The sequence below is a fragment of the Kitasatospora sp. NPDC041917 genome, assembly GCF_055589745.1.
Genome location: NZ_JBVJBI010000016.1, coordinates 145,791 through 165,738, shown reverse-complemented (window position 1 = coordinate 165,738; position 19,948 = coordinate 145,791). Strand labels below are relative to the sequence as shown.

The window sequence follows — 19,948 nt, the reverse complement described above, 5'->3', positions numbered from 1 at the left end:
CATGAGCGACAACCTTCCCCCGTGTCCGCAGTGCTCCAGTGAGTACACCTATGAGATGAACGCCCTCATGGTCTGCCCCGAGTGCGCCCACGAGTGGGTGCCCGGCGGCGGCGACCAGGCCGGCGCGCCGGCCGGTGAGCGCGTGATCAAGGACGCCGTCGGCAACGTGCTGAGCGACGGCGACACCGTGACGGTGGTCAAGGCGCTGAAGGTCAAGGGCAGCGTCTCCGGCATCAAGGCCGGCACCAAGGTCCGCAACATCCGCCTGGTGGACGGCGTCGACGGGCACGACATCGACTGCCGCATCGAGGGCTTCGGTGCCATGCAGCTCAAGTCCGGCGTGGTCAAGAAGGCCTGATCCGCGGGCCCCCAGCGGCCGCGCCCCGTCGAGGAGATCGGCGGGGCGCGGCCGTTGCGCTGTCCGGGGCCGGTCGGGGGTGGAGCCGCCGCCCGGATTAGTTGTAGCATCACAATGATTACAACAACACAAATAACTCTGGAGCGTTCGCCATGCCCGATGCCGCTCGACCGCGGCCCTGGCTCGTGCTCGCCATCTGCTGCATGAGCCTGCTGATCGTCAGCCTCGACAACACCATCCTGAACGTGGCCCTGCCCGCCGTCCGGCGTGACCTGGACACCACGGTGTCCGGCCTGCAGTGGACGGTCGACGCCTACACCCTGGTGCTGGCGAGCCTGCTGATGCTCTCCGGCTCGACCGCCGACCGGATCGGCCGCCGCCGGGTGTTCCGGATCGGACTGGTGGTGTTCACCGCGGCCTCCCTGCTGTGCAGCCTGGCCCCCGGGCTCGGCTGGCTGATCGCCGCGCGGATGCTCCAGGCGGTCGGCGGATCGATGCTCAACCCCGTCGCCATGTCGATCATCAGCAACACCTTCACCGACTCCCGGCAGCGCGCCCGGGCGATCGGCGTCTGGAGCGGCGTGGTGGGCATCAGCATGGCCGCCGGGCCGATCATCGGCGGGGCGCTGGTGGAGTCGGCCGGCTGGCGGGCGATCTTCTGGATCAACGTCCCGATCGGCCTGGCCGCCCTCTTCCTCACCACCCGCTACGTGCCGGAGTCGCGGGCGGCCCGCACCCGCCGGGTGGACCCGGTCGGCCAGCTGCTGGTCGTCGTCGTGCTCGCCGCCCTCACCTACGCGATCATCGAGTCACCGGAGCGCGGCTGGACCTCGCCCGTGGTGCTCGGCTGCACGGCGGCCTCCCTGGGCGCGCTGCTGGGCCTGCTGCGGTACGAACCCCGGCGCACCGACCCGCTGATCGACCTGCGGTTCTTCCGCTCCGCGCCCTTCTCCGGCGCCACCGTCATCGCGGTCGCCGCCTTCGCCGGCCTCGGCGGCTTCCTCTTCCTCACCTCCCTGTACCTCCAGGACGTCCGCGGGCTCGACCCGCTGCACGCCGGACTGTTCATGCTGCCGATGGCGGTCATGTCGCTGCTCACCGCGCCGCTGTCCGGCCGGATGGTGGCCGCCCGGGGGCCGCGCACGCCGCTGCTGCTGGCCGGGGCGGCGCTGACCGCGAGCGCCGTGCTCCAGGCGGTCGGCTACTCCGAGCACCTGCCGGCCTGGCTGCTGGTCCTCGCCTTCCTGCTCTTCGGCACGGGCTTCGGCCTGGTCAACGCGCCCATCACCAACACCGCCGTCTCCGGGATGCCCCGCTCGCAGGCCGGGGTGGCGGCGGCGGTGGCCTCCACCAGCCGACAGGTCGGCCAGTCCCTGGGCGTCGCGGTCACCGGCGCCCTGATGGCCGGCAGCGCCCTCGCGGACCCGGCGGCCTTCATCGGGGCGGCCCGGACGGCATGGTGGATCATCGCCGGCTGCGGCGCCGCCGTGCTGGTCACCGGTACGCTCACTTCCGGCCGCTGGGCCCGGGCGACGGCCGAGCGCACGGCGCGGCGGCTCGCCGCCGAGGAGGCGACCGAGGGAAGCACGGAGACGAAGGAGACGGTGGACGCCTGATGGAGCGCCTCGACACCGGTGGGCACCCGGAGGGGAGCGGGACGGACGCCGCGACGGCGGCCCGGGTCTGGCAGGGGATGTACGCGCTCGTGCTGGAGCGCCACGACCGCCGCAGGACCGTCGCCGAAGCCCTCGGCATGAGCTTCAGCCGGGTCAGGGCGCTGCGCCGGCTCGCCGCCGGCCCGATCACCCTGCGGGAGCTGGCCGAGCGGCTGACCGCCGACCCGCCGTACACCAGCGTCATCGTGGACGACCTGGTGCGGCGCGGGCTCGCCGAGCGCATCACCAACCCGGCGGACCGGCGCTCCAAGCTGGTCCACCTCACCGAGGAGGGCGAGGCCAAGGCCGCGCTCGCCACCGGGATCCTCGCCACGCCGCCGGACGCGCTGCTCGCGCTGCCGCCGGAGGACCTCCGCGCGCTCGACCGGGTGATGGCGAAGCTCCTGGACTGAGGGCTGCCGCCCGACGCGGCGGGCGTGGATCCGGGAGTCGGGACACCGGCCGCGGGTGATCCGTGTTTTCCGCGAGGACGGAGACAGCATGCATGAGTCCGGGCCGCTGTTCCCGTTCCGCTGCCGTGCTGCCGACCGCCGGGGCCCACTGCCCTTGATGGTCCGTCAATCGCCGTTCTTCGCAGGCCCGCACGCCGATCGTGCGGGCTGTTCGGGAACTGTTCCGCCATCGCCATCGCCATCGCCGTCGGCGACGCCCGGCGATCCGGGCGTCCGTCAGGCGTCGGGCAGGCGTCGGGTCAGCCGTCCGAGCGTCGCAGCAGGTAGGTGTCCATGATCCAGCCCTTGCGCTCCCGGGCCCGCTCACGCAGCTCGCGGATGCGCGGGGCGGCCTCGGCGAGCGGACCGGAGACGAGCACCTCGTCGGGGGTGCCGAGGTAGGCGCCGTAGTGGATCTCCAGCCCCTCGGGGTCGATCCCGGCGAAGGCGGCCCGGCCGTCGAGCATCACCACCACGTCGTCCACCCCCTCGGGGAACCCCTCGGCGAGGCGGCGGCCGGTGGTGATCTGCACCGGCCGGCCGACCCGGGTCAGCGTGGTGCGGTGCCGGGCGGCGAGCGCGGAGACGCTGCTGATGCCCGGGACCACCTCGTACGCGAAGGGCACGCCGCCCCGGTTCGACACGTCGTCCACCACGGCGATGACGCTGTCGTAGAGGGCGGGGTCGCCCCAGACCAGGAAGGCGCCGTTCTCGCCCGGGCCGAGGTGCTCGGCGACCAGCCGTTCGACCAGATCGGCGCGGCGGACGCGCCAGTCGTCCACGGCGGCCGCGTACGCGGAGGTGGCGCGGTCCCGTTCGGCGTCCGGCGCCTCGACCACGCGGTGCCCGGGCCGTCCGTGGTCGGCCAGCATCCGGCGACGCAGCCCGATCAGGTCCTGCCGTTCCTCGCTCTTGTCGAGGATGAAGAAGACGTCGGTGCGACCGATCGCCTTGATCGCCTGCAGGGTGAGGTGGTCGGGGTCGCCCGCGCCGATGCCGATGACGAAGATGTGCCGCATGGGAGACATTCTGCCGTCCGCCCCCGGGTGCGCCGCCCGGGGCCGGGCGCGGAGTCTGCGTCTCACCACGCGGACGCCTTGCGGGATTTCCGCCTCGACGCCGACGGTTTGCCCCTAAGCTGGCGGTGCAGCTGGTTCGCCCTGTCCGCCAGGCAGGCGCGTCGCAAGAGGGAACCCGGTGGGAATCCGGGACTGCCCCGCAGCGGTGAGTGGGAACGACCGCCGTCATACGCACTGGACCCGGGACGGGTCTGGGAAGCGACGGCCAGTAGGTGTCCGCCCCGGTTTCGGCCGAGGTGGGTGTGCCCGCGAGTCCGAAGACCTGCCACTGCCCGTGCGCGAGCGTTCGCGCGCGGCCATCCGGTGACCTCGTGGGCGGGTCGGCGACCATATCGGGCGGAGCCGCGCACGGGTGCGGTCGTCCGTCCGGTCCGTCATCCCTTCGCGTCCTCGTGCCGTCACCGGGCACTTGAGGATCCAGACTCGCGAAGGAGAGTCCCTTGACCACGAAGTCCGCAGCCGCGGCGAGCGTCGCCACCGCCCACGGCTACCCCCGCCAGGGCCGGGGCCGTGAAGTGAAGAAGGCGATCGAGGGGTACTGGAAGGGCGCGGTCGCGGCCGAGGCGCTGCTGGCGACCGCCGCCGACCTGCGTCGGACGAACTGGGCGCAGCTCGTCGAGGCGGGGGTCGCAGAAGTGCCGACCGGCGACTTCTCGCTCTACGACCACGTGCTGGACACCACCGTGGCGGTCGGCGCGATCCCGCCGCGGCACCGGGAGGCGGTCGACGCCGACCCGCTGGCCGGGTACTTCGCGATGGCGCGCGGCAACCAGGACGTCGCTCCGTTGGAGATGACCAAGTGGTTCGACACCAACTACCACTACCTGGTGCCGGAGTTGGGCCCGGACACGGTGTTCGCCGCGAACCCGGCCAAGGCGGTCGGCGAGCTGCGCGAGGCGCTGCTGCTCGGCCACGCCGCCCGGCCGGTGCTGGTCGGGCCGGTCAGCTACCTGCTGCTCGCCAAGCCGGCGCCCGGGGTGGGCGCGGACTTCCAGCCGATCACCCTGCTGGACCGGCTGCTGCCCGTCTACGCCCGGCTGCTGGCCGAGTTGCGTGCCGCCGGCGCCGCGTGGGTGCAGCTGGACGAGCCCGCGCTGGTGCAGGACCGCACCCCGGCCGAGCTCAACGCGGCCGCCCGCGCCTACCGCGAGCTGGGCGGTCTCACCGAGCGGCCCAAGCTGCTGGTCGCGAGCTACTTCGACCGGCTCGGCGAGGCGCTGCCGGTGCTGGCCAAGGCCCCGGTCGAGGGCCTGGCGCTGGACTTCACCGGCCCGGCCGCCGCCAACCTGGAGGACCTCGCCGCCGCCGGCGGTCTGCCCGGCAAGCGGCTGGTGGCGGGGGTGATCGACGGGCGCAACATCTGGATCAACGACCTGGAGAAGTCGCTGGTGACCCTGGCGACCCTGCTCGGCCTCGCCGGCACCGTCGACGTGGCGCCGTCCTGCTCGCTGCTGCACGTGCCGATCGACGCCGCCGCGGAGCGCGACATCGACCCGCAGATCGCCCGCTGGCTGGCCTTCGCCCGACAGAAGGCCGGCGAGGCGGCACTGCTCGCCCGGGGCCTGCGCGAGGGCACCGGCGCGATCACCGCCGAGCTCGCCGCCAACCGCGCCGACCTCGCCTCCCGCGCCAACTCCCCGATCACCCGCGACCCGGCGGTGCGCGCCCGCGCCGCCGCCGTCACCGCCGACGACACCCGGCGCGCCCAGGCGTACCCGCAGCGGGCCGAGGCCCAGCGCGCCCGGCTCGGGCTGCCGCTGTTGCCGACCACCACCATCGGCTCCTTTCCCCAGACCACCGAACTGCGCACCGCCCGCGCCGATCTGACGGCGGGTCGGATCGACGCCCCGGCCTACCGGGAGCGGATGGAGGCGGAGGTCCGCGAGGTCGTCGCCTACCAGGAGAAGGCCGGGCTGGACGTCCTGGTGCACGGCGAGCCCGAGCGCAACGACATGGTCCAGTACTTCGCCGAGCAGCTCACCGGCTACCTCGCCACCCGGCACGGCTGGGTCCAGTCGTACGGCACCCGGTACGTGCGCCCGCCGGTGCTGGCCGGGGACATCTCCCGTCCGCACCCGATGACCACCGACTGGTTCGGCTACGCGCAGGGCCTGACCGACCGCCCGGTCAAGGGCATGCTGACCGGCCCGGTCACCATGCTCGCCTGGTCCTTCGTCCGCGACGACCAGCCGCTCGCCGACACCGCCCGGCAGGTGGCCCTCGCCCTGCGCGACGAGGTCGTCGACCTGGAGGCGGCCGGCGCCGCCGTCGTGCAGGTCGACGAGCCGGCGCTGCGCGAGACCCTCCCGCTGCGGGCCGCCGCCCGCCCGGCGTACCTGGCCTGGGCCACCGAGGCCTTCCGCCTCGCCACCTCCGGCGTCCGCGCGGACACCCAGATCCACACCCACATGTGCTACGCCGAGTTCGGCGCGATCATGACCGCGATCGACGAACTCGACGCCGACGTCATCTCCCTGGAGGCCACCCGCTCCCGCATGGAGGTGGCCGGCGAGCTGGCCGAGGCGGGCTACCCGCGCGAGGTCGGCCCCGGCGTCTGGGACATCCACTCCCCGCGCGTCCCGAGCACCGACGAAGCCGTCTCGTTGTTGCGCGCGGGCCTGGCGGCGATCCCGGCGGAGCGGCTCTGGGTCAACCCGGACTGCGGGCTGAAGACCCGCGGCTGGACGGAGACCCGGGCCTCGCTGGAGAGCCTGGTCGGCGCCGCCCGCCTGCTGCGCGAGGAACTGGCCGGCTGACGGCGGCCGGGGTGGGCGCGGCAAGGCCGCCGCGCCCACCCCGGTCCCCGGCCGGCCGGTCCCCTGGGCGGACGCGGGCGGGCGGACCAGGGCGTCGCGGGCGCGCCGCCCGGTGACGGGGGCGGCCCGGCCACCGCGCCGCTCGCGGGCCCCGTGCCCCGGTGATCCGCGGGCCAGGCCCTATGCGACCCAGCCGGAGGTGAGGCCCTGGACGGCCGAGCCGTCGAGGTCCTTGAGCTTGACCCCGGCGAAGGCCCGGGCGACGTCGGAGGTGAGCACCCGGAAGGCGGGTCGTTCGGCGGCGAGCAGGTCGAGGATCCCGGCGGCCACGTCCTCGGCCGCCTGGGCGTTGGCGAAGGCGCCGCGGGTGCGGTCCAGGTAGGCGGCCAGGGCCGGGGCGTACGGCCCGGCCTGTTCGGCCGCGTCGTCCGTCAGGCCCACGTTGCTGACGAACTCGCTGGCCACCGCGCCCGGCTCGACGACGCTGACGGAGACGCCGGCGGTGGCCGCGACCGGGGCGAGGGACTCCATGTAGCCCTCGACCGCGAACTTGGCGGCGCAGTAGGCCTCGTTGAAGGGCTGGCCGACCACGCCGCCGACGCTGGTCACGGTCAGCACGCGGCCCTTGCTCGCCCGCAGCAGGGGCAGGGCGGCCTTCGTGGTGTGCAGCACCCCGAAGAAGTTGACCTCCATGACGGCGCGGACGTCGTCGACGCTCTCCTGCTCCAGGGTGCCGATGTGGCCGGCGCCGGCGTTGTTGACCAGCGCGTCCAGCCGGTCGACGCCGACCAGGCAGGCCTGGACCGACGCGGGGTCGGTGACGTCGAGCGTCCGGAGGTCGACGGTGACCCCGGCTTCCTCGGCGGCCGCCAGCAGCGGGCCGGCCTTGGCGGTGTTCCGCATGGTGGCGATGACGCGCCAGCCGGCGCGGGCGGCGGCGACGGCGGTGGCCAGGCCGATGCCGGAGGAGGTGCCGGTGATCAGGACGGTCCGGTCGCTCATCTCGCTGGACTCCCAGTGCTTATGGATCATAACCAATATGATCCATAACTATGTGGGCTGACATTTCACTTTGTCAAGCACCTGGATAGTCTGGTGGCCATGTCCCACCCACCGGATGACCTCACCCAGGAGATCGTCGGACTCTTCGCGGCCGTCAACCGCCGCTACGGCCGGGAGTCCGAGGCGGCCGCGGCGGCCCACGACCTGACCGCGCTGCAGGCCAAGGCGCTGCTCGCCGCCGAGGTCCCGGTCCCGACGCGTCGGATCGCCGAGCGGCTGCACGCGGAGCCGTCCAATGTGACGGTGATCGTCGACCGCCTGGAGTCCCGCGGCCTGGTCGAGCGCAGCGTCGATCCCGCCGACCGTCGTGTCAAGCACGTCGCCGCCACCGCCGCCGGCCGCGAGGTCGCCGCGGATCTGCGCGCCCGCATGCCCTTCGCCGGCGACCCGCTGGCCCGGCTCGACGCCGAGCAGCGCGGGTCGCTGCGCGAACTCCTGCGGCTGGTCCTGGAGGCATGACGGCGGACCCCCGGGCGACTGCCCGGGGGGTCCGCCGTCCACAACGCGTTGCCGCTCGCCCGCGCCGCCGGTAGGAACAGCCGGAAGGGCCGTCACCGCATGCGCTGCGATGACGGCCCTTCAGAATGCTCGGGGGGGGGGGGGTAATTCCCCGGCCGGGGCGACTACTTCGCGCCGAAGGCCTTCTCGATGTCCTCGACGACCTTCTCCGCCGCGATCGGGCCGGAGCTGCTGCTCCACACCTGGCCGTCGACGCCCATGAGCTGGTTGGTGCCGACGGCCTTGAGGCGGGTGAACGCCTCCTGCCTGCGGGCGGTCTCCAGGGCCTTCTCGCCCTCGGCGTTCAGGGTGGCGACGAACACCCGGTCGGCGTCGGCCTTGTTGAGGTTCTCCAGGGACAGCGGGTCCGAGTGGGGCTGGGCGCCCAGGCCGTCGGCGATCGGCATGGTGCCGGCGCCGGCCTTCTTCAGCAGGTCGCCGGGCATGTTGGTGGTGTTCATCACGATCGGCCCGTTGGGCATCCAGCGCATCACGACGGCGCTGCCGGTCTTGCCCTCGCCGGCCTTGGCGGCGCGCTTGTCCAGCGCGTCCAGCTTGGCGGTCAGGTCGTCCTTGTGGCCGAGGGCGTCGCCGTACACGGCGAGCACCGAGCGCCAGTCGCCGGCCTTGGGGACGATGGTCGGGGCCACCGCGGAGAGCTTCTCGTACTGGGACTTCTCGATGCCCGAGGAGGCCAGGATGAGGTCGGGGCCGGCCTTGAGGATGGCCTCGATGTTGGGCTCCTTGACCGTGGCGACCAGCGGGACGGCGTCGGCCTTCAGGTAGGCGGGGGCGGTGGTGCCGCCGCGGCTGGCGCTGGTGCCCACCGGGGTGACGCCGAGTGCGAGGGCGGTGTCCAGCGAGGTGTCGTTGAGGGCGACGACCTTCTTGGCCTCGGCCGGGACCTCCACGGCGCCGAAGGCGGTGTCGATGCTGCGCTTGCCGCCCTTGGCGGCGGTGGAGGAGGAGTCGGAGCCACCCGCGGAGCTGCCGGAACCCGAGGAGCCGCACGCGGTCAGGCCCAGGGCGAGGGCGCCGACGACGGCCGTTCCGAGCAGGGTCTTGGTAAAGCGGGTGCCAAGCATGGGTGTTCTCCGAGGAATGGTAGTTTACGGACGAACCGTTTTTCTGAGGTTAGCCTAACCATACGTAAGGCCCTGACGGGGAGGCCCGGTGTGACATTCCGATCACTCCTGCTGCGCGGACTGCTGCCCGCCGGCGCGATACTGCTGCTCGCCGTGCTGGCGAGCCTGCTGCTCGGCGCGGGAGACGTGGGGCCGTCACGGGCGTTCGCCACCCTGCTCGGTGACGGCGACTCCGACTCCCGGTTCACCGTCTTCCACCTGCGCGTCCCGCGGACCGCCGTGGCCCTCGCGGTCGGGCTCGCGCTCGGCGTGGCCGGCACCGTGCTGCAGGCCGCCGCCCGCAACCCGCTGGCCGAGCCCGGCCTGCTCGGCGTCAGCACCGGCGCCTCCTTCGCCGTGGTGATCGCGATCGTGCTCGGCGCCAGCGCCGCGAGCGTCGGCCCGTACGTCGCCGTGCTGGGCGCCGCCGCCGGCTGCCTGCTGGCGCTCGGCGCGGCCCGGCTGCGCGGCGCCGGCGACGACCCCGTCCGCCTGGTGCTCGCCGGCGCGGCGCTGAGCGGACTGATGAACGCCGGCTCCTCGGTCCTGCTGCTGTCCGACGCCCGGGCCGCCGACGAGATCCGGTTCTGGACCATCGGCTCGGTCGCCGGCCGCGGCACCGACCAACTGCTGGCCGTGCTGCCGGTGCTGCTGCTCGGTCTGGTCCTGGCCCTGCTCTCCGGCCCGGCGCTGACCGCGCTCGGCCTCGGCGACGACGTCGCCACCGGCCTCGGCCACAAGCCCCGCCGGGCCCGCGCCCTCGCGGTGACCGCCGTCGCCCTGCTGGTCGGCGGCGCCACCGCGATCGCCGGACCGGTCTCCTTCGTCGGCCTGGTGGTGCCCTTCGCCGCCCGGGCCCTGGTCGGCCCGGACCTGCGCCGACTGCTCGTGGTCTCCGCCCTGCTGGGGCCCGCCGTCGTGCTGCTCGCCGACGTGGCCTCCCGGCTGGTGGCCCGCCCGTACGAGATGCCGCTCGGCGTGATGACCGCCCTGTGCGGCGCCCCCGTCCTGGTCGCCGTCGTCCGCTCGCACAGAATGCCCGCGCTGTGACCCCCACCGTGAAGACCGCGAAAGCCGCCGCCGCGAAGAACGCCGCGAGCCCTGACACGCCATCGGCCGCGACCCGGCTGCCGACCCCGCCCGGCACCCGGCTGCTCGCCCTCGGCGGCCGCTCGGTGCTCGTCCCGGTCCGGCCGCTGCTCGGCGGCGCCGCCCTGCTGCTCGTCGTGGTCGCGGTGACCGCCGTCTGCCTGGCCGTCGGTGAGACGAACCTCGACCCGGTGACCGCCCTGCGCGCCGCCTTCGGCGACGGCACCGCACGCGACGTGCTGCTGGTGGAGAAGCTGCGGCTGCCCCGCGCCGAGGCCGCACTGGCCGTCGGCGCCGCCCTCGGCGTCGCGGGCTGCCTGATGCAGACCCTCGCCCAGAACCGGCTGGCCACCCCGGACACCGTCGGCTTCAACGACGGCGCCACCGCCTTCGCCGTCGCCTCCGTCACCGGCGTCGCCACCCAGCTGCTGCCCTCCGCCGCCGCCCTGGTGGGCGCCGCCACCGCCGCCTCGCTCGCCTTCGCCCTCGGTGGCGGGGCCGGCCGCAACGGCTACCGCTTCCTGGTCGTCGGCCTCGGCATCGGCGCGGTCTTCGGCGCGGTGACCAACCTGATGCTCTCCCGCGCCGCCATCGACGCCGCCAACTCCGCGTACGCCTGGACGGTCGGCACCCTCAACAGCCGGGACGCCGACGCCGTCGGCCTTCTCCGACTCGGCCTGCTGGCCTGCCTGCCCGCCGCCGTGCTGCTCGGCCGCCGGCTGTCGCTGCTGCGCTTCTCCGACGCCGTCGCCACCGGGCTGGGCGTCCGGGTGCGCGGCCTGCGGGTCGGCGTCCTGGTGGTCGCCGTGGTCTGCGCGGGCCTGGCGGTGGCCGTCGCCGGACCGCTCGGCATGATCGCGCTCGCCGCGCCCGAGGCCGCCCGCCGGATCGCCGGACCGCGCTGCGTTCCGGTGCTCACCTCGGCCGCCGCCGGAGCCGCCTTCACCCTGCTCGCCGACCTGATCGGCCGCACCGTCCTGTCGCCGATCGAGGTCCCGGCCGGCCTGGTCACCGCCGTCGTGGGCGGCCCGTACCTGCTCTGGCTGCTGCTCACCACCCGTCCCCGGAGGACCGCATGACCGCCCGTACCGCGACCACCGCGACCGCCGCGACCGCCGGGACCACCGCGCCCGACGGGACCGCCGCCGGAGCGCCCCGGCTGGCGACCAGCGCGCTCAGCCTCGGCCACGACCGCACCATCGTGGTCCGCGAGCTCGACCTCGAACTGCCGCGGCAGCAGGTCACCGTCATCGTCGGCCCGAACGGCTGCGGCAAGTCCACCCTGCTCGGCGGCCTCGCCCGGACCATCGCCCCGCGCTCCGGCGCCGTGCTGCTCGACGGCAAGCCGCTGACGTCGCTGTCCACCCGCGCGATCGCCCGGATCATCGGCCTGCTGCCGCAGTCCGCCACCGCCCCGGACGGGCTGACCGTCCGTGACCTGGTCCGCTACGGCCGCCAGCCGCACCAGGGCCTGCTGCGGCAGTGGTCCGCCGCCGACGCCGAGGCGGTCGAGCACGCGCTCACCGCCGCCGACCTGCACGAGCTGGCCGACCGTCCGCTGGACACCCTCTCCGGCGGCCAGCGCCAGCGCGCCTGGATCGCCATGGCCGTCGCCCAGGACACCGACATCCTGATGCTGGACGAACCCACCTCGGCGCTGGACATGGGCCACGCCCTGGAGGTGCTGGAGATGGTGCGCGGCCTGACGACCGGGCGCGGCCGCACCGTCGTCCTCGTCCTGCACGACCTCAGCACCGCCTGCCGCTACGCCGACCACATGGTGGCCATGCGCGACGGCGAGGTGGCCGCCCAGGGCGCGCCGCGCGACATCGTCACCCCGGAGCTGGTGCGCGAGCTGTACGGGGTGGAGAGCGTGATCCTCACCGACCCGGTGCACGGCACCCCGGTGGTCTGCCCGGTCGGTCTCGCCCCCCGGGCCCGCTGACCCCGGGCCCGCCGGCTCCGGCCCCGCCGACTCCGGGCCCGGGCGCCGCCGGGCCGGTCAGCCGGTCAGCCGGTCAGCCGGCCAGACCCGGCAGCACCCGGGCGCCCGGCAGCTTCGCCAGCGCCCACCCGGGCAGGATGAGCTTGCCCCGCCGCCGCCCGCTGCCGACCAGCACGTACGGGGCCGCGGCCACCGCCTCGTCGATCAGCAGCGGCCAGTCGCCGGGCAGGCCGACGGGGGTGATCCCGCCGTACTCCATGCCGGTCAGCTCGACCGCGGTGTCCATCGGCGCGAAGGACGCCTTGCGCGCCCCCAGGTGGGTGCGCACGGCCTTGTTCACGTCCACCCGGGTGGTGGCCAGGGCCAGGCACGCGGCCAGGGTCACCTCCCCGGCGCGCTTGGCGGCCACCACCACACAGTTCGCCGAGAGCTCCGGCGGGGTGTCGTAGGCCGCGCAGAAAACGGCGGTGTCCGCCATCCGCGGATCGCTGTCCACGTAGAGCACCGAGGCGGCCGCCTCCTGGTCGTCCCAGTTCTTCAGCGCGTCGGCGACGGGCGCGGCGAGCTCCGCGCCGGCGTCCAGCGCGGCCACGGCGGAGGCGAAGTTCCCGAAGGGCGGGCGTACGGACTCACTCATGGCACCGGACTGTAGCGCGCCCGGGCCGGCTCCCGGTCAGCCGTACGGGACGACCGCGACCGGGCAGTGCACGTGGTGGATCGCGGCGTGCGCCACCGGGCCGAGGTGGTGGTGGCGCAGCGGCATCCGCCGGACGCGGCGGCCGACGACCAGCAGCCGGGCCGTCGCGGCGGCGTCCACCAGGTCGACGGCGGGCTTGCCGCGGATCAGGTCGGTGGTCACCGTCACCTCGGGGTGCCGGGCCCGCCAGGGGTCCAGGGCCCCGTCGAGCCCGCTGCGCTCGACGGCGGAGACCTCGCCCTCCAGGCCGCCGATCGCCCCGTAGGACATGTACTCGCTGCCGGCCGGCGGGGACCAGACGTGGAGGACGCGCAGCGGCGCCGAGCGCAGGGCGGCGGCCTCGAAGGCGAAGGCCAGCACCTCGTCCGCCGGGTGCGCCAGGTCCAGGCCGACCGTCACCGGGCCGTCCGGTTCGTCCCCGCCGGCCCGGACCAGCACCACCGGGCAGTCCGCCCGGCGCAGCACCTCCTGGCTCACCGAGCCGACCAGGAAGCCGCGCAGGGTGCCCAGCCCGCGCGAGCCGAGCACCAGCAGGGCGGCCCCGTGCGCGGCCGCCTCCAGCGCCTCGACGGGATCGGCGGCCACGGAGGTGGCGGCGACCTCCACCGTCGGCGCGAGGGTGCGCAACTCGCTCTCCCGTTCGGCGAGTTGCGCCAGCGCGGGGTGGTCGCCGGGTCTGCTCCCGGGGGCGATCTGCTTCGGTCGGGGCCAGGCCTGGAGGACGTCCAGGCGCAGGCCGCGGCGCTGCGCCTCGCGGGCGGCCCAGGCGGCGGCGGCCAGGCTCTCGGGTGAGCCGTCGAATCCGACGACGACGGGTCCGGTCACGGCGTGCTCCTCGGTTCCGGTGCGGTCCCAGCCTCCGGAGGTTTCGGTGCGGCCAGTATCCGTGCCGACCCGGACCGGCGCCTCCCGGGAGCCCGGGGCCCGGTTCCGCCGTCCGGCTGGTCACCCGGCCCGGCGGCCCGGCAGGCCGGGGCGGGCCGGGGGAGCCCGGCTAGGGTCGGCCGGACCGGTCCGTCCCAGCGCGGGAGAACGATGCCGAGGGTCCCCACGTTCCGCTCGCGGTGGGCGAGCGCCGCCGCCGGACTGGCCGTGCTCGCCTCCGCCCTGGTGGGATGCGGGGGCGGTGGGAGCGGCGGCCCGGTCACCCTGAACTGGTACAACTTCCCGGACGACTCGGGCGCCCTCCAACAGGCCGCCGACCGCTGCGGGCAGCAGTCCGGCGGCCGCTACACGATCCGCTACAACAAGCTGCCCCGCGGCGCCGACGGCCAGCGCCAGCAACTGGTGCGCCGGATGGCGGCGCACGACACCGAGGTGGACGTCCTGGGCCTGGACGTCACCTGGCCCGCCGAGTTCGCCGAGGCCGGCTGGATCCGCGAGTGGACCGGGGAGATGCGCGCGCGGGCCACCGCCGACACCCTCGACGCGGCCGTGCGGACCGCGACCTGGCGGGACCGGCTGTACGCCGTGCCGTACAACTCCAACACCCAGCTGCTCTGGTACCGCGACGACCTGGTGCCGACCCCGCCCGGGACGTGGGCGGAGATGCTCTTCCGGGCGCAGCAGCTGGCCGCCGAGGGCAAGCCGCACTTCGTGGAGATCCAGGGCGCCCAGTACGAGGGGCTGACGGTCTGGTTCAACACGCTGGTCACCAGCGCGGGCGGCACGATCCTCACCCCCGACGCGCAGGCGCCCTCGCTCGGGGCGCCCGCCGTCACGGCCGCCGGGGTGATGCACGACCTGGCGACGTCGGTGGCCGCCGACCCCTCGCTGCCGAACCAGATGGAGGACCAGAACCGGCTCGCGATGGAGTCCGGGACGGCCGCCTTCGAACTCAACTACCCCTTCGTCTACCCCTCGATGAAGGCCAACCGGCCGGAGCTGTTCCCGCACTTCCGCTGGGCCCCGTACCCCGCGGTGAGCGCCGACCGCCCCGCCAGCGTGACCATCGGCGGGATCGACCTCGCGGTGGGCGCGTACAGCCGGCACCCCGACCTCGCCGCCGAGGCCACCCTCTGCCTGCGCGACCGGGACAACCAGCTCACCAACGCGCTGAAGGGCGGCCTGCCGCCCTCGCTGCGCAGCCTGTACGAGACGGCCGAGCTCACCGCCAGCTACCCGTTCGCCGCCGACGTGCTGGCCGCCCTCGACTCCGCCAGCGTGCGCCCGCAGACCCCGGCCTACCAGAACGTCTCCATCGCCATCTCGCACACCCTCTCCCCGCCCGCCGGCATCCACCCGGAGAAGGACGTGGCCGACCTCCGCGGGCAGATCCAGGACGCCCTCGGCTCGAAGGGGCTGATCCCGTGACACCGTCCACCGAGACCGCCGCCGCGGCCGCACCGCAACCGGCCGGGCCCTCGCGCGGGGCCCGCCAGGAACGCCGGCTGGGCCTGCTGCTGTGCGCCCCCGCGGTGATCGTGATGCTCGGCGTCACCGCCTACCCGATCGGCTACGCCGTCTACCTGTCCCTGCAGCGCTACGACCTGCGCTTCCCCGAGCAGGCGCACTGGATCGGGCTCGCCAACTACGGCGCGGTGCTGACCTCGCCGTTCTGGTGGCAGGCGCTCGGCGTCACGGTGCTGATCACCGTGGTGTCGGTGGCGGTCGAGCTGGTGCTCGGCCTGGCGCTCGCGCTGGTGATGCACCGGACGCTCTTCGGGCGCGGCACGGTGCGCACCGCGGTGCTGGTGCCGTACGGGATCGTCACCGTGGTGGCGGCCTACTCCTGGCAGTACGCCTGGACCCCGGGCACCGGCTACCTGGCCGCCCTGCTGCCGGAGGGCAGCGCCCCGCTGACGGAGCAGTGGCCGGCCGTGGGCCTGATCATCCTCGCGGAGGTGTGGAAGACCACCCCGTTCATGGCGCTGCTGCTGCTCGCCGGCCTGGCCCTCGTCCCGGACGAGACGGTCCGGGCGGCGATGGTCGACGGCGCGAGCTTCGGGCAGCGGCTGCGACTGGTGATCCTGCCGCTGATGAAGCCGGCGATCCTGGTCGCCCTGCTCTTCCGCACCCTGGACGCCTTCCGGATCTTCGACAACATCTACGTGCTGACCGGCGGTTCCAACGGCACCGGCTCGGTGTCGATCCTCGGCTACGACAACCTCTTCACGGCGCTCAACCTGGGCATCGGCTCGGCGATCTCGGTGCTGATCTTCGTCTGCGTGGCCCTCATCGCGCTGGTCTTCGTCAAGCTGTTCGGCGCGGCCGCGCCCGGCGCGGAACCGGAGCACCGATGAGCGGCCGGCACGCCCGGACCCTGACCGGCTGGGGCATCGCCAACCTGGTGGTCGTGCTCTACGCGCTCTTCCCGGTGTGGTGGATCGTGGCGCTCTCCTTCAAGGAGCCGAGCACCCTCTCCGACGGCGCCTTCGTGCCCCGCCAGTGGACCCTGGCCAACTACCGCGGCATCTTCCAGACCTCCGAGTTCACCCGCGCCCTGATCAACTCGATCGGCATCGCGGTGATCGCCACCACCATCGCCGTCGTGCTCGGCACCATGGCCGCGTACGCGGTGGCCCGGCTGCGCTTCCCCGGCAAGCGGCTGCTCATCGGGGTGTCGCTGCTGATCGCGATGTTCCCGCCGATCTCGCTGGTGTCGCCGCTGTTCGACATCGAGCGGGCGCTCGGGCTGTTCGACACCTGGGCCGGGCTGATCATCCCGTACATGACCTTCTCGCTGCCGCTGGCGATCTACACGCTCTCGGCGTTCTTCCGGGAGATCCCCTGGGACCTGGAGAAGGCGGCCAAGGTGGACGGCGCCACGCCGTGGCAGGCGTTCCGGCTGGTCATCGCGCCGCTGGCGGCACCCGGCGTGTTCACCACCGGCATCCTGGTCTTCATCTTCTGCTGGAACGACTTCCTGTTCGCGATCTCGCTGACCTCCACCACCTCGGCCCGGACGGTTCCGGCGGCGATCGCCTTCTTCACCGGGAGCTCCCAGTTCGAGCAGCCGACCGGCTCGATCGCGGCCGCCGCCGTGATCATCACGATCCCGATCGTGGTCTTCGTGCTGCTGTTCCAGCGCCGCATCGTCGCCGGGCTCACCGCCGGCGCGGTCAAGGGCTGAGACCTCCATCGAGTTCCCGCATCGAGTTCCCGCATCGAGTTCCCGCATCGAGTTCCCGAGGTTGAGCCCGCCCCACCCGGCGGACCAGGAAGGCGGATCGTGGCCGAGATCGTCCTCGACGGCATCACCAAGCGCTACCCGGACGGCGCCCTCGCCGTCCGCGACGTCGACCTCACCATCGCCGACGGTGAGTTCGTGATCCTGGTCGGCCCCTCCGGCTGCGGCAAGTCCACCACGCTCAACATGATCGCCGGGCTGGAGGACATCACCGAGGGCACCCTGCGGATCGCCGGGGAGGTGGTCAACGACCGCGCGCCCAAGGACCGGGACATCGCGATGGTCTTCCAGAGCTACGCCCTCTACCCGCACATGAGCGTGCGCGACAACATGGGCTTCGCGCTGCGCCTGGCCAAGGTCGACAAGCCGACCATCGCCGCCAAGGTCGAGGAGGCCGCCCGGATCCTGGACCTCACCCGGCACCTCGACCGCAAGCCCGCCAACCTCTCCGGCGGGCAGCGCCAGCGGGTCGCGATGGGCCGGGCGATCGTCCGCGACCCCAAGGTCTTCCTGATGGACGAGCCGCTGTCCAACCTGGACGCCAAGCTCCGGGTGCAGATGCGCACCCAGATCGCCGCCCTCCAGCGCCGGCTGGGCACCACCACCGTCTACGTCACCCACGACCAGGTCGAGGCGATGACGCTCGGCGACCGGGTGGTGGTGATGCGCTCCGGGGTCGTCCAGCAGGTCGGCTCGCCGCAGCAGCTGTACGACGAGCCGGTGAACCTCTTCGTCGCCGGGTTCATCGGCTCGCCCGGGATGAACTTCCTCGGCGCCGCGCTGGAGCGGGGCGTCCTGCGCACCTCGCTGGGCGACCTGCCGCTGGACGACCGCACCCGGCGCGCCCTGGAGCGTGCGGACGCGCCGCGCGAACTGATCGTCGGCATCCGCCCCGAGGACTTCGAGGACGCCGCCCTGGCCGAGGGGCACACCGGAGGGGTCACCGTCACCGTGACCGTCGAGGTCCGGGAGTCGGTCGGCTCGGACGTCTACGTCCACTTCGCGGAGGCGGGTGGACCGGCGGCGACCGAGGGCCTCGCCGGCCTCGGTGGACTTGCCGAACTGGCCGAACTCGCCGCCGACTCGGGCCGGGCCGACACCGGCATGCAGGAGCACCGCGTGGTGGCCCGGCTGAACCCGGCCACCCGCGCCGTCGAGGGCGGCCCGCTGGAGCTGTGGGTGGACACGTCGCGCATCCATGTCTTCGACCCCCGCGACGGGGCCAACCTGACCCATCCGGAGCGTTCGTAGCGTGGTACGGAAGGCCCAACCCCCGGCAGGCACGCGGTGTGCCTGACCGGGGGCCCGCGGAAGTCGACCTAGATTGCCCGGCTATGAGAGAAATTGTCGGAATCAGTCGACGATCGGTGCTCAAGGCCGTTCCCGCAGTCGCCGTCCTCGTGGCGGGCTCCGACGGGATCCTCGTCGGGCCCGCGACGGCCGCGACCCCCTTCCCGCAGCCGGCCGTCCGCAGCTCCCGGTCCGCCTCCGACGGGTCGAGGGCGGTGCTCGACCAGGCGCTCGACGTCCGGTTCACGGACACCGCCGTCCCGGGCTACGGGACGGTCACCACGCGCACCTACAACGGCACCATCCCGGGGCCCACCCTGCGGGTGCGCGCCGGGGACACGCTCTGGCTGACCCAGGTCAACGGCCTGCCGCCGAACCCGCCGCACCACGGCGGGCACAACCGGCCGCACCGCGCGAACAGCTTCAACCTGCACACCCACGGCCTGCACGTCTCGCCCTCCGGGAACGCCGACAACGTCCTGCGCGAATTCCCGCCGCGCAGCGCCGACGAGGCCGCGGCCGGCGCCCCCGAGCCGCGGTACCTGACCACCGTCGAGATCCCGCCCGGCCACCCGGCGGGGACCTACTGGTACCACCCCCACGCGCACGGCGCCACCGCCGAACAGATCGCCGGAGGGATGGCCGGGGTCATCATCGTCGAGGGCGACGTCGACGAGGTGCCGCAGATCAAGGCCGCCGCCGACCTGGTCGTCTGCGTCAACGAACTCCGGCTCAAGGACGGGAAGGTCCCCGAGTTCACCTCCGGCGACGCCCTGGCCGCCGTCCCGCCCACCTTCACCGTCAACGGCGCGGTCAACCCCACCCTCGCGCTGCGCCCCGGCGAGGTCCAGCGCTGGCGCCTGGTCGCGGCGACCGCCTTCACCACCCTCTCGCTCCAGGTCACCTCCGGGGAGCAGAAACTGACGATGCATCAGATCGCGATGGACGGCGTGACCTTCCCCGCGCCGGTCGCCGCCGAGACGGTGTCCCTGGCCGTGGGCAACCGCGCCGACGTGCTGGTCCGGGGCGGCGAGCCCGGGACGTACGAACTGCGGGCCAAGGGCGTGCCCGTGCCGCTGATGACGATCGAGGTGGCGGGCGAGGCCGTCCGGCCGCCGATGGAACTGCCGACCACGCTGCCGCAGGGCAAACCCTTCCTCGACGAGAAGGACCTCGCCGACCCGGGCAGCGACCGCGAGGTGGTCTTCCACGTCGACGCGAAGGTCTTCGACCCGCCGTTCCCCAACGCCTACCGCGTCCTCGGCAGCCACCCCACCCCCGCGGCCGACCCCGGCGGCGACCTCACCCGCGACCCCGCCTACGGCCTGTTCGACCCCGAGTTCGTCAACCACACCCTGGAACTCGGCACCGTCGAACGCTGGACCCTGCACACCGACGACTCCATGCCGGCCTTCCACCACCCCTTCCACCTGCACACCAACCACGTCCTCGTCACCCACCGCAACGGTCGACGGCTCGACCCGCCGGTCTGGCAGGACACCGTCGACCTGGTCGGCGGCAAGCCGGGCGACACCGTCACCCTGCTGGTCAAGTACGAGGACTTCACCGGCCGTACCGTCCTGCACTGCCACCAGCTCCAGCACGAGGACCTCGGCATGATGCAGCTGGTCGACTACGTCCAGCCGAGGCGGCCCCGGGAGCCGGGCCGGCCCGCCTGGCCGGGACGGCCCCGCCCGCTCGACCACTGAGCGTGCCGCCTCCCGGCCGGGCGGACACCGGTCGGGAGGCGCGCCCGACCGCCCGCGCGGGCCGTGCCGTTGCGCGACCGCGCGGAAGACGGGCGGGAGAACACC

Annotated in this window: 18 protein-coding genes and 1 riboswitch; of the genes, 13 read left to right on the top strand and 5 right to left on the bottom strand. The window is 73.9% G+C overall.

All coding sequences use genetic code 11. From position 1 onward, the window contains the following. Window position 1: 1 nt before the first annotated feature. The 3 genes from ACZ6EM_RS21250 to ACZ6EM_RS21240 all read left to right on the top strand — a co-directional run bounded on the left by ACZ6EM_RS21250 (window position 2) and on the right by ACZ6EM_RS21240 (window position 2,426). The gene (locus ACZ6EM_RS21250; protein ID WP_380545188.1) at window positions 2-358 is read left to right on the top strand and encodes a zinc ribbon domain-containing protein YjdM; all 357 of its coding nucleotides are present in this window, start codon (window positions 2-4) and stop codon (window positions 356-358) included. Between the two features lie 152 nt (window positions 359-510). Beyond that, a complete protein-coding gene (locus tag ACZ6EM_RS21245) occupies window positions 511-1,974 on the top strand; it encodes an MFS transporter (RefSeq protein ID WP_465772995.1) in 1,464 nt (487 codons plus the stop codon). Further along, on the top strand, window positions 1,974-2,426 hold the full coding sequence (locus tag ACZ6EM_RS21240; protein WP_465772994.1) for a MarR family winged helix-turn-helix transcriptional regulator: 453 nt from the start codon (window positions 1,974-1,976) through the stop codon (window positions 2,424-2,426). The genes ACZ6EM_RS21245 and ACZ6EM_RS21240 overlap by 1 nt, the downstream gene beginning before the upstream one ends. 299 nt (window positions 2,427-2,725) lie before the next feature. On the opposite strand, the gene cobF is transcribed toward ACZ6EM_RS21240, so the two are convergent. Beyond that, on the bottom strand, window positions 2,726-3,484 hold the full coding sequence (gene cobF, locus ACZ6EM_RS21235) for a precorrin-6A synthase (deacetylating) (RefSeq protein WP_465772993.1): 759 nt from the start codon (window positions 3,482-3,484) through the stop codon (window positions 2,726-2,728). A gap of 114 nt (window positions 3,485-3,598) precedes the next feature. After that, window positions 3,599-3,828: riboswitch (cobalamin riboswitch) on the top strand. Window positions 3,829-3,984: 156 nt separating this feature from the next. Here cobF and metE point away from each other — a divergent pair. Continuing rightward, the gene (gene metE / locus ACZ6EM_RS21230; RefSeq protein ID WP_465772992.1) at window positions 3,985-6,300 is read left to right on the top strand and encodes a 5-methyltetrahydropteroyltriglutamate--homocysteine S-methyltransferase; all 2,316 of its coding nucleotides are present in this window, start codon (window positions 3,985-3,987) and stop codon (window positions 6,298-6,300) included. 180 nt (window positions 6,301-6,480) lie between these two features. Here the strand turns inward: metE and ACZ6EM_RS21225 are convergent, their stop codons facing one another. Then, the gene (locus ACZ6EM_RS21225) at window positions 6,481-7,332 is read right to left on the bottom strand and encodes an SDR family oxidoreductase (protein WP_465772991.1); all 852 of its coding nucleotides are present in this window, start codon (window positions 7,330-7,332) and stop codon (window positions 6,481-6,483) included. A 69-nt stretch (window positions 7,333-7,401) separates the two neighbouring features. Between ACZ6EM_RS21225 and ACZ6EM_RS21220 the strand changes: the two genes are divergently transcribed. Continuing rightward, on the top strand, window positions 7,402-7,821 hold the full coding sequence (locus ACZ6EM_RS21220) for a MarR family winged helix-turn-helix transcriptional regulator (RefSeq protein ID WP_401052153.1): 420 nt from the start codon (window positions 7,402-7,404) through the stop codon (window positions 7,819-7,821). A 164-nt stretch (window positions 7,822-7,985) separates the two neighbouring features. Here ACZ6EM_RS21220 and ACZ6EM_RS21215 read toward each other — a convergent pair whose 3' ends face one another. After that, entirely contained in the window at window positions 7,986-8,945 is a 960-nt protein-coding gene (locus tag ACZ6EM_RS21215; RefSeq protein WP_401052151.1) for an ABC transporter substrate-binding protein, read from the bottom strand. A gap of 90 nt (window positions 8,946-9,035) precedes the next feature. Here ACZ6EM_RS21215 and ACZ6EM_RS21210 point away from each other — a divergent pair, with 90 nt between their 5' ends. Genes ACZ6EM_RS21210 through ACZ6EM_RS21200 form a run of 3 tightly spaced genes read left to right on the top strand, consistent with a single transcriptional unit; the run spans window position 9,036 to window position 12,018 of the window. Further along, window positions 9,036-10,034, top strand: coding sequence for a FecCD family ABC transporter permease (locus ACZ6EM_RS21210; protein ID WP_401052148.1), 999 nt, complete (start codon window positions 9,036-9,038; stop codon window positions 10,032-10,034). Further along, on the top strand, window positions 10,031-11,152 hold the full coding sequence (locus tag ACZ6EM_RS21205; protein ID WP_401052146.1) for a FecCD family ABC transporter permease: 1,122 nt from the start codon (window positions 10,031-10,033) through the stop codon (window positions 11,150-11,152). The genes ACZ6EM_RS21210 and ACZ6EM_RS21205 overlap by 4 nt, the downstream gene beginning before the upstream one ends. Beyond that, window positions 11,149-12,018, top strand: a complete 870-nt coding sequence (locus tag ACZ6EM_RS21200; protein ID WP_465772990.1) for an ABC transporter ATP-binding protein — start codon at window positions 11,149-11,151, stop codon at window positions 12,016-12,018. The genes ACZ6EM_RS21205 and ACZ6EM_RS21200 overlap by 4 nt, the downstream gene beginning before the upstream one ends. A 73-nt stretch (window positions 12,019-12,091) precedes the next feature. Here ACZ6EM_RS21200 and ACZ6EM_RS21195 read toward each other — a convergent pair whose 3' ends face one another. After that, window positions 12,092-12,655 (bottom strand): YbaK/EbsC family protein, encoded by a 564-nt coding sequence (locus ACZ6EM_RS21195; protein WP_452180136.1) that lies wholly within the window; start codon window positions 12,653-12,655, stop codon window positions 12,092-12,094. Window positions 12,656-12,691: 36 nt separating this feature from the next. Further along, window positions 12,692-13,540, bottom strand: a complete 849-nt coding sequence (locus ACZ6EM_RS21190) for a universal stress protein (protein ID WP_380630835.1) — start codon at window positions 13,538-13,540, stop codon at window positions 12,692-12,694. Between the two features lie 210 nt (window positions 13,541-13,750). Between ACZ6EM_RS21190 and ACZ6EM_RS21185 the strand changes: the two genes are divergently transcribed. The 5 genes from ACZ6EM_RS21185 to ACZ6EM_RS21165 all read left to right on the top strand — a co-directional run bounded on the left by ACZ6EM_RS21185 (window position 13,751) and on the right by ACZ6EM_RS21165 (window position 19,843). Beyond that, window positions 13,751-15,028, top strand: a complete 1,278-nt coding sequence (locus tag ACZ6EM_RS21185) for an ABC transporter substrate-binding protein (RefSeq protein WP_380541637.1) — start codon at window positions 13,751-13,753, stop codon at window positions 15,026-15,028. Next, window positions 15,025-15,957, top strand: a complete 933-nt coding sequence (locus ACZ6EM_RS21180) for a carbohydrate ABC transporter permease (protein ID WP_359898313.1) — start codon at window positions 15,025-15,027, stop codon at window positions 15,955-15,957. Before ACZ6EM_RS21185 ends, ACZ6EM_RS21180 begins: the two co-directional genes overlap by 4 nt. Further along, complete coding sequence (locus ACZ6EM_RS21175) at window positions 15,954-16,787, top strand: carbohydrate ABC transporter permease (protein WP_401048913.1); 834 nt, start codon at window positions 15,954-15,956, stop codon at window positions 16,785-16,787. The genes ACZ6EM_RS21180 and ACZ6EM_RS21175 overlap by 4 nt, the downstream gene beginning before the upstream one ends. Window positions 16,788-16,886: 99 nt before the next feature. Continuing rightward, window positions 16,887-18,095 carry an ABC transporter ATP-binding protein gene (locus ACZ6EM_RS21170; RefSeq protein ID WP_465772989.1) on the top strand — a complete coding sequence of 403 codons (1,209 nt, stop codon included), beginning with the start codon at window positions 16,887-16,889 and terminating at the stop codon, window positions 18,093-18,095. Window positions 18,096-18,178: 83 nt separating this feature from the next. Then, window positions 18,179-19,843, top strand: a complete 1,665-nt coding sequence (locus ACZ6EM_RS21165) for a multicopper oxidase family protein (RefSeq protein WP_465772988.1) — start codon at window positions 18,179-18,181, stop codon at window positions 19,841-19,843. Window positions 19,844-19,948 lie beyond the last annotated feature (105 nt).

What these genes read in the sequence shown, in the direction of transcription:
- ACZ6EM_RS21250 (WP_380545188.1), top strand. Translation starts at nt 2, where the DNA reads ATGAGCGACAACCTTCCCCCGTGTCCGCAGTGCTCCAGTGAGTACACC.
- ACZ6EM_RS21245 (WP_465772995.1), top strand. Translation starts at nt 511, where the DNA reads ATGCCCGATGCCGCTCGACCGCGGCCCTGGCTCGTGCTCGCCATCTGC.
- ACZ6EM_RS21240 (WP_465772994.1), top strand. Translation starts at nt 1,974, where the DNA reads ATGGAGCGCCTCGACACCGGTGGGCACCCGGAGGGGAGCGGGACGGAC.
- cobF (WP_465772993.1), bottom strand. Translation starts at nt 3,484, where the DNA reads ATGCGGCACATCTTCGTCATCGGCATCGGCGCGGGCGACCCCGACCAC.
- ACZ6EM_RS21225 (WP_465772991.1), bottom strand. Translation starts at nt 7,332, where the DNA reads ATGATCCATAAGCACTGGGAGTCCAGCGAGATGAGCGACCGGACCGTC.
- ACZ6EM_RS21220 (WP_401052153.1), top strand. Translation starts at nt 7,402, where the DNA reads ATGTCCCACCCACCGGATGACCTCACCCAGGAGATCGTCGGACTCTTC.
- ACZ6EM_RS21215 (WP_401052151.1), bottom strand. Translation starts at nt 8,945, where the DNA reads ATGCTTGGCACCCGCTTTACCAAGACCCTGCTCGGAACGGCCGTCGTC.
- ACZ6EM_RS21200 (WP_465772990.1), top strand. Translation starts at nt 11,149, where the DNA reads ATGACCGCCCGTACCGCGACCACCGCGACCGCCGCGACCGCCGGGACC.
- ACZ6EM_RS21195 (WP_452180136.1), bottom strand. Translation starts at nt 12,655, where the DNA reads ATGAGTGAGTCCGTACGCCCGCCCTTCGGGAACTTCGCCTCCGCCGTG.
- ACZ6EM_RS21185 (WP_380541637.1), top strand. Translation starts at nt 13,751, where the DNA reads ATGCCGAGGGTCCCCACGTTCCGCTCGCGGTGGGCGAGCGCCGCCGCC.
- ACZ6EM_RS21175 (WP_401048913.1), top strand. Translation starts at nt 15,954, where the DNA reads ATGAGCGGCCGGCACGCCCGGACCCTGACCGGCTGGGGCATCGCCAAC.
- ACZ6EM_RS21165 (WP_465772988.1), top strand. Translation starts at nt 18,179, where the DNA reads ATGAGAGAAATTGTCGGAATCAGTCGACGATCGGTGCTCAAGGCCGTT.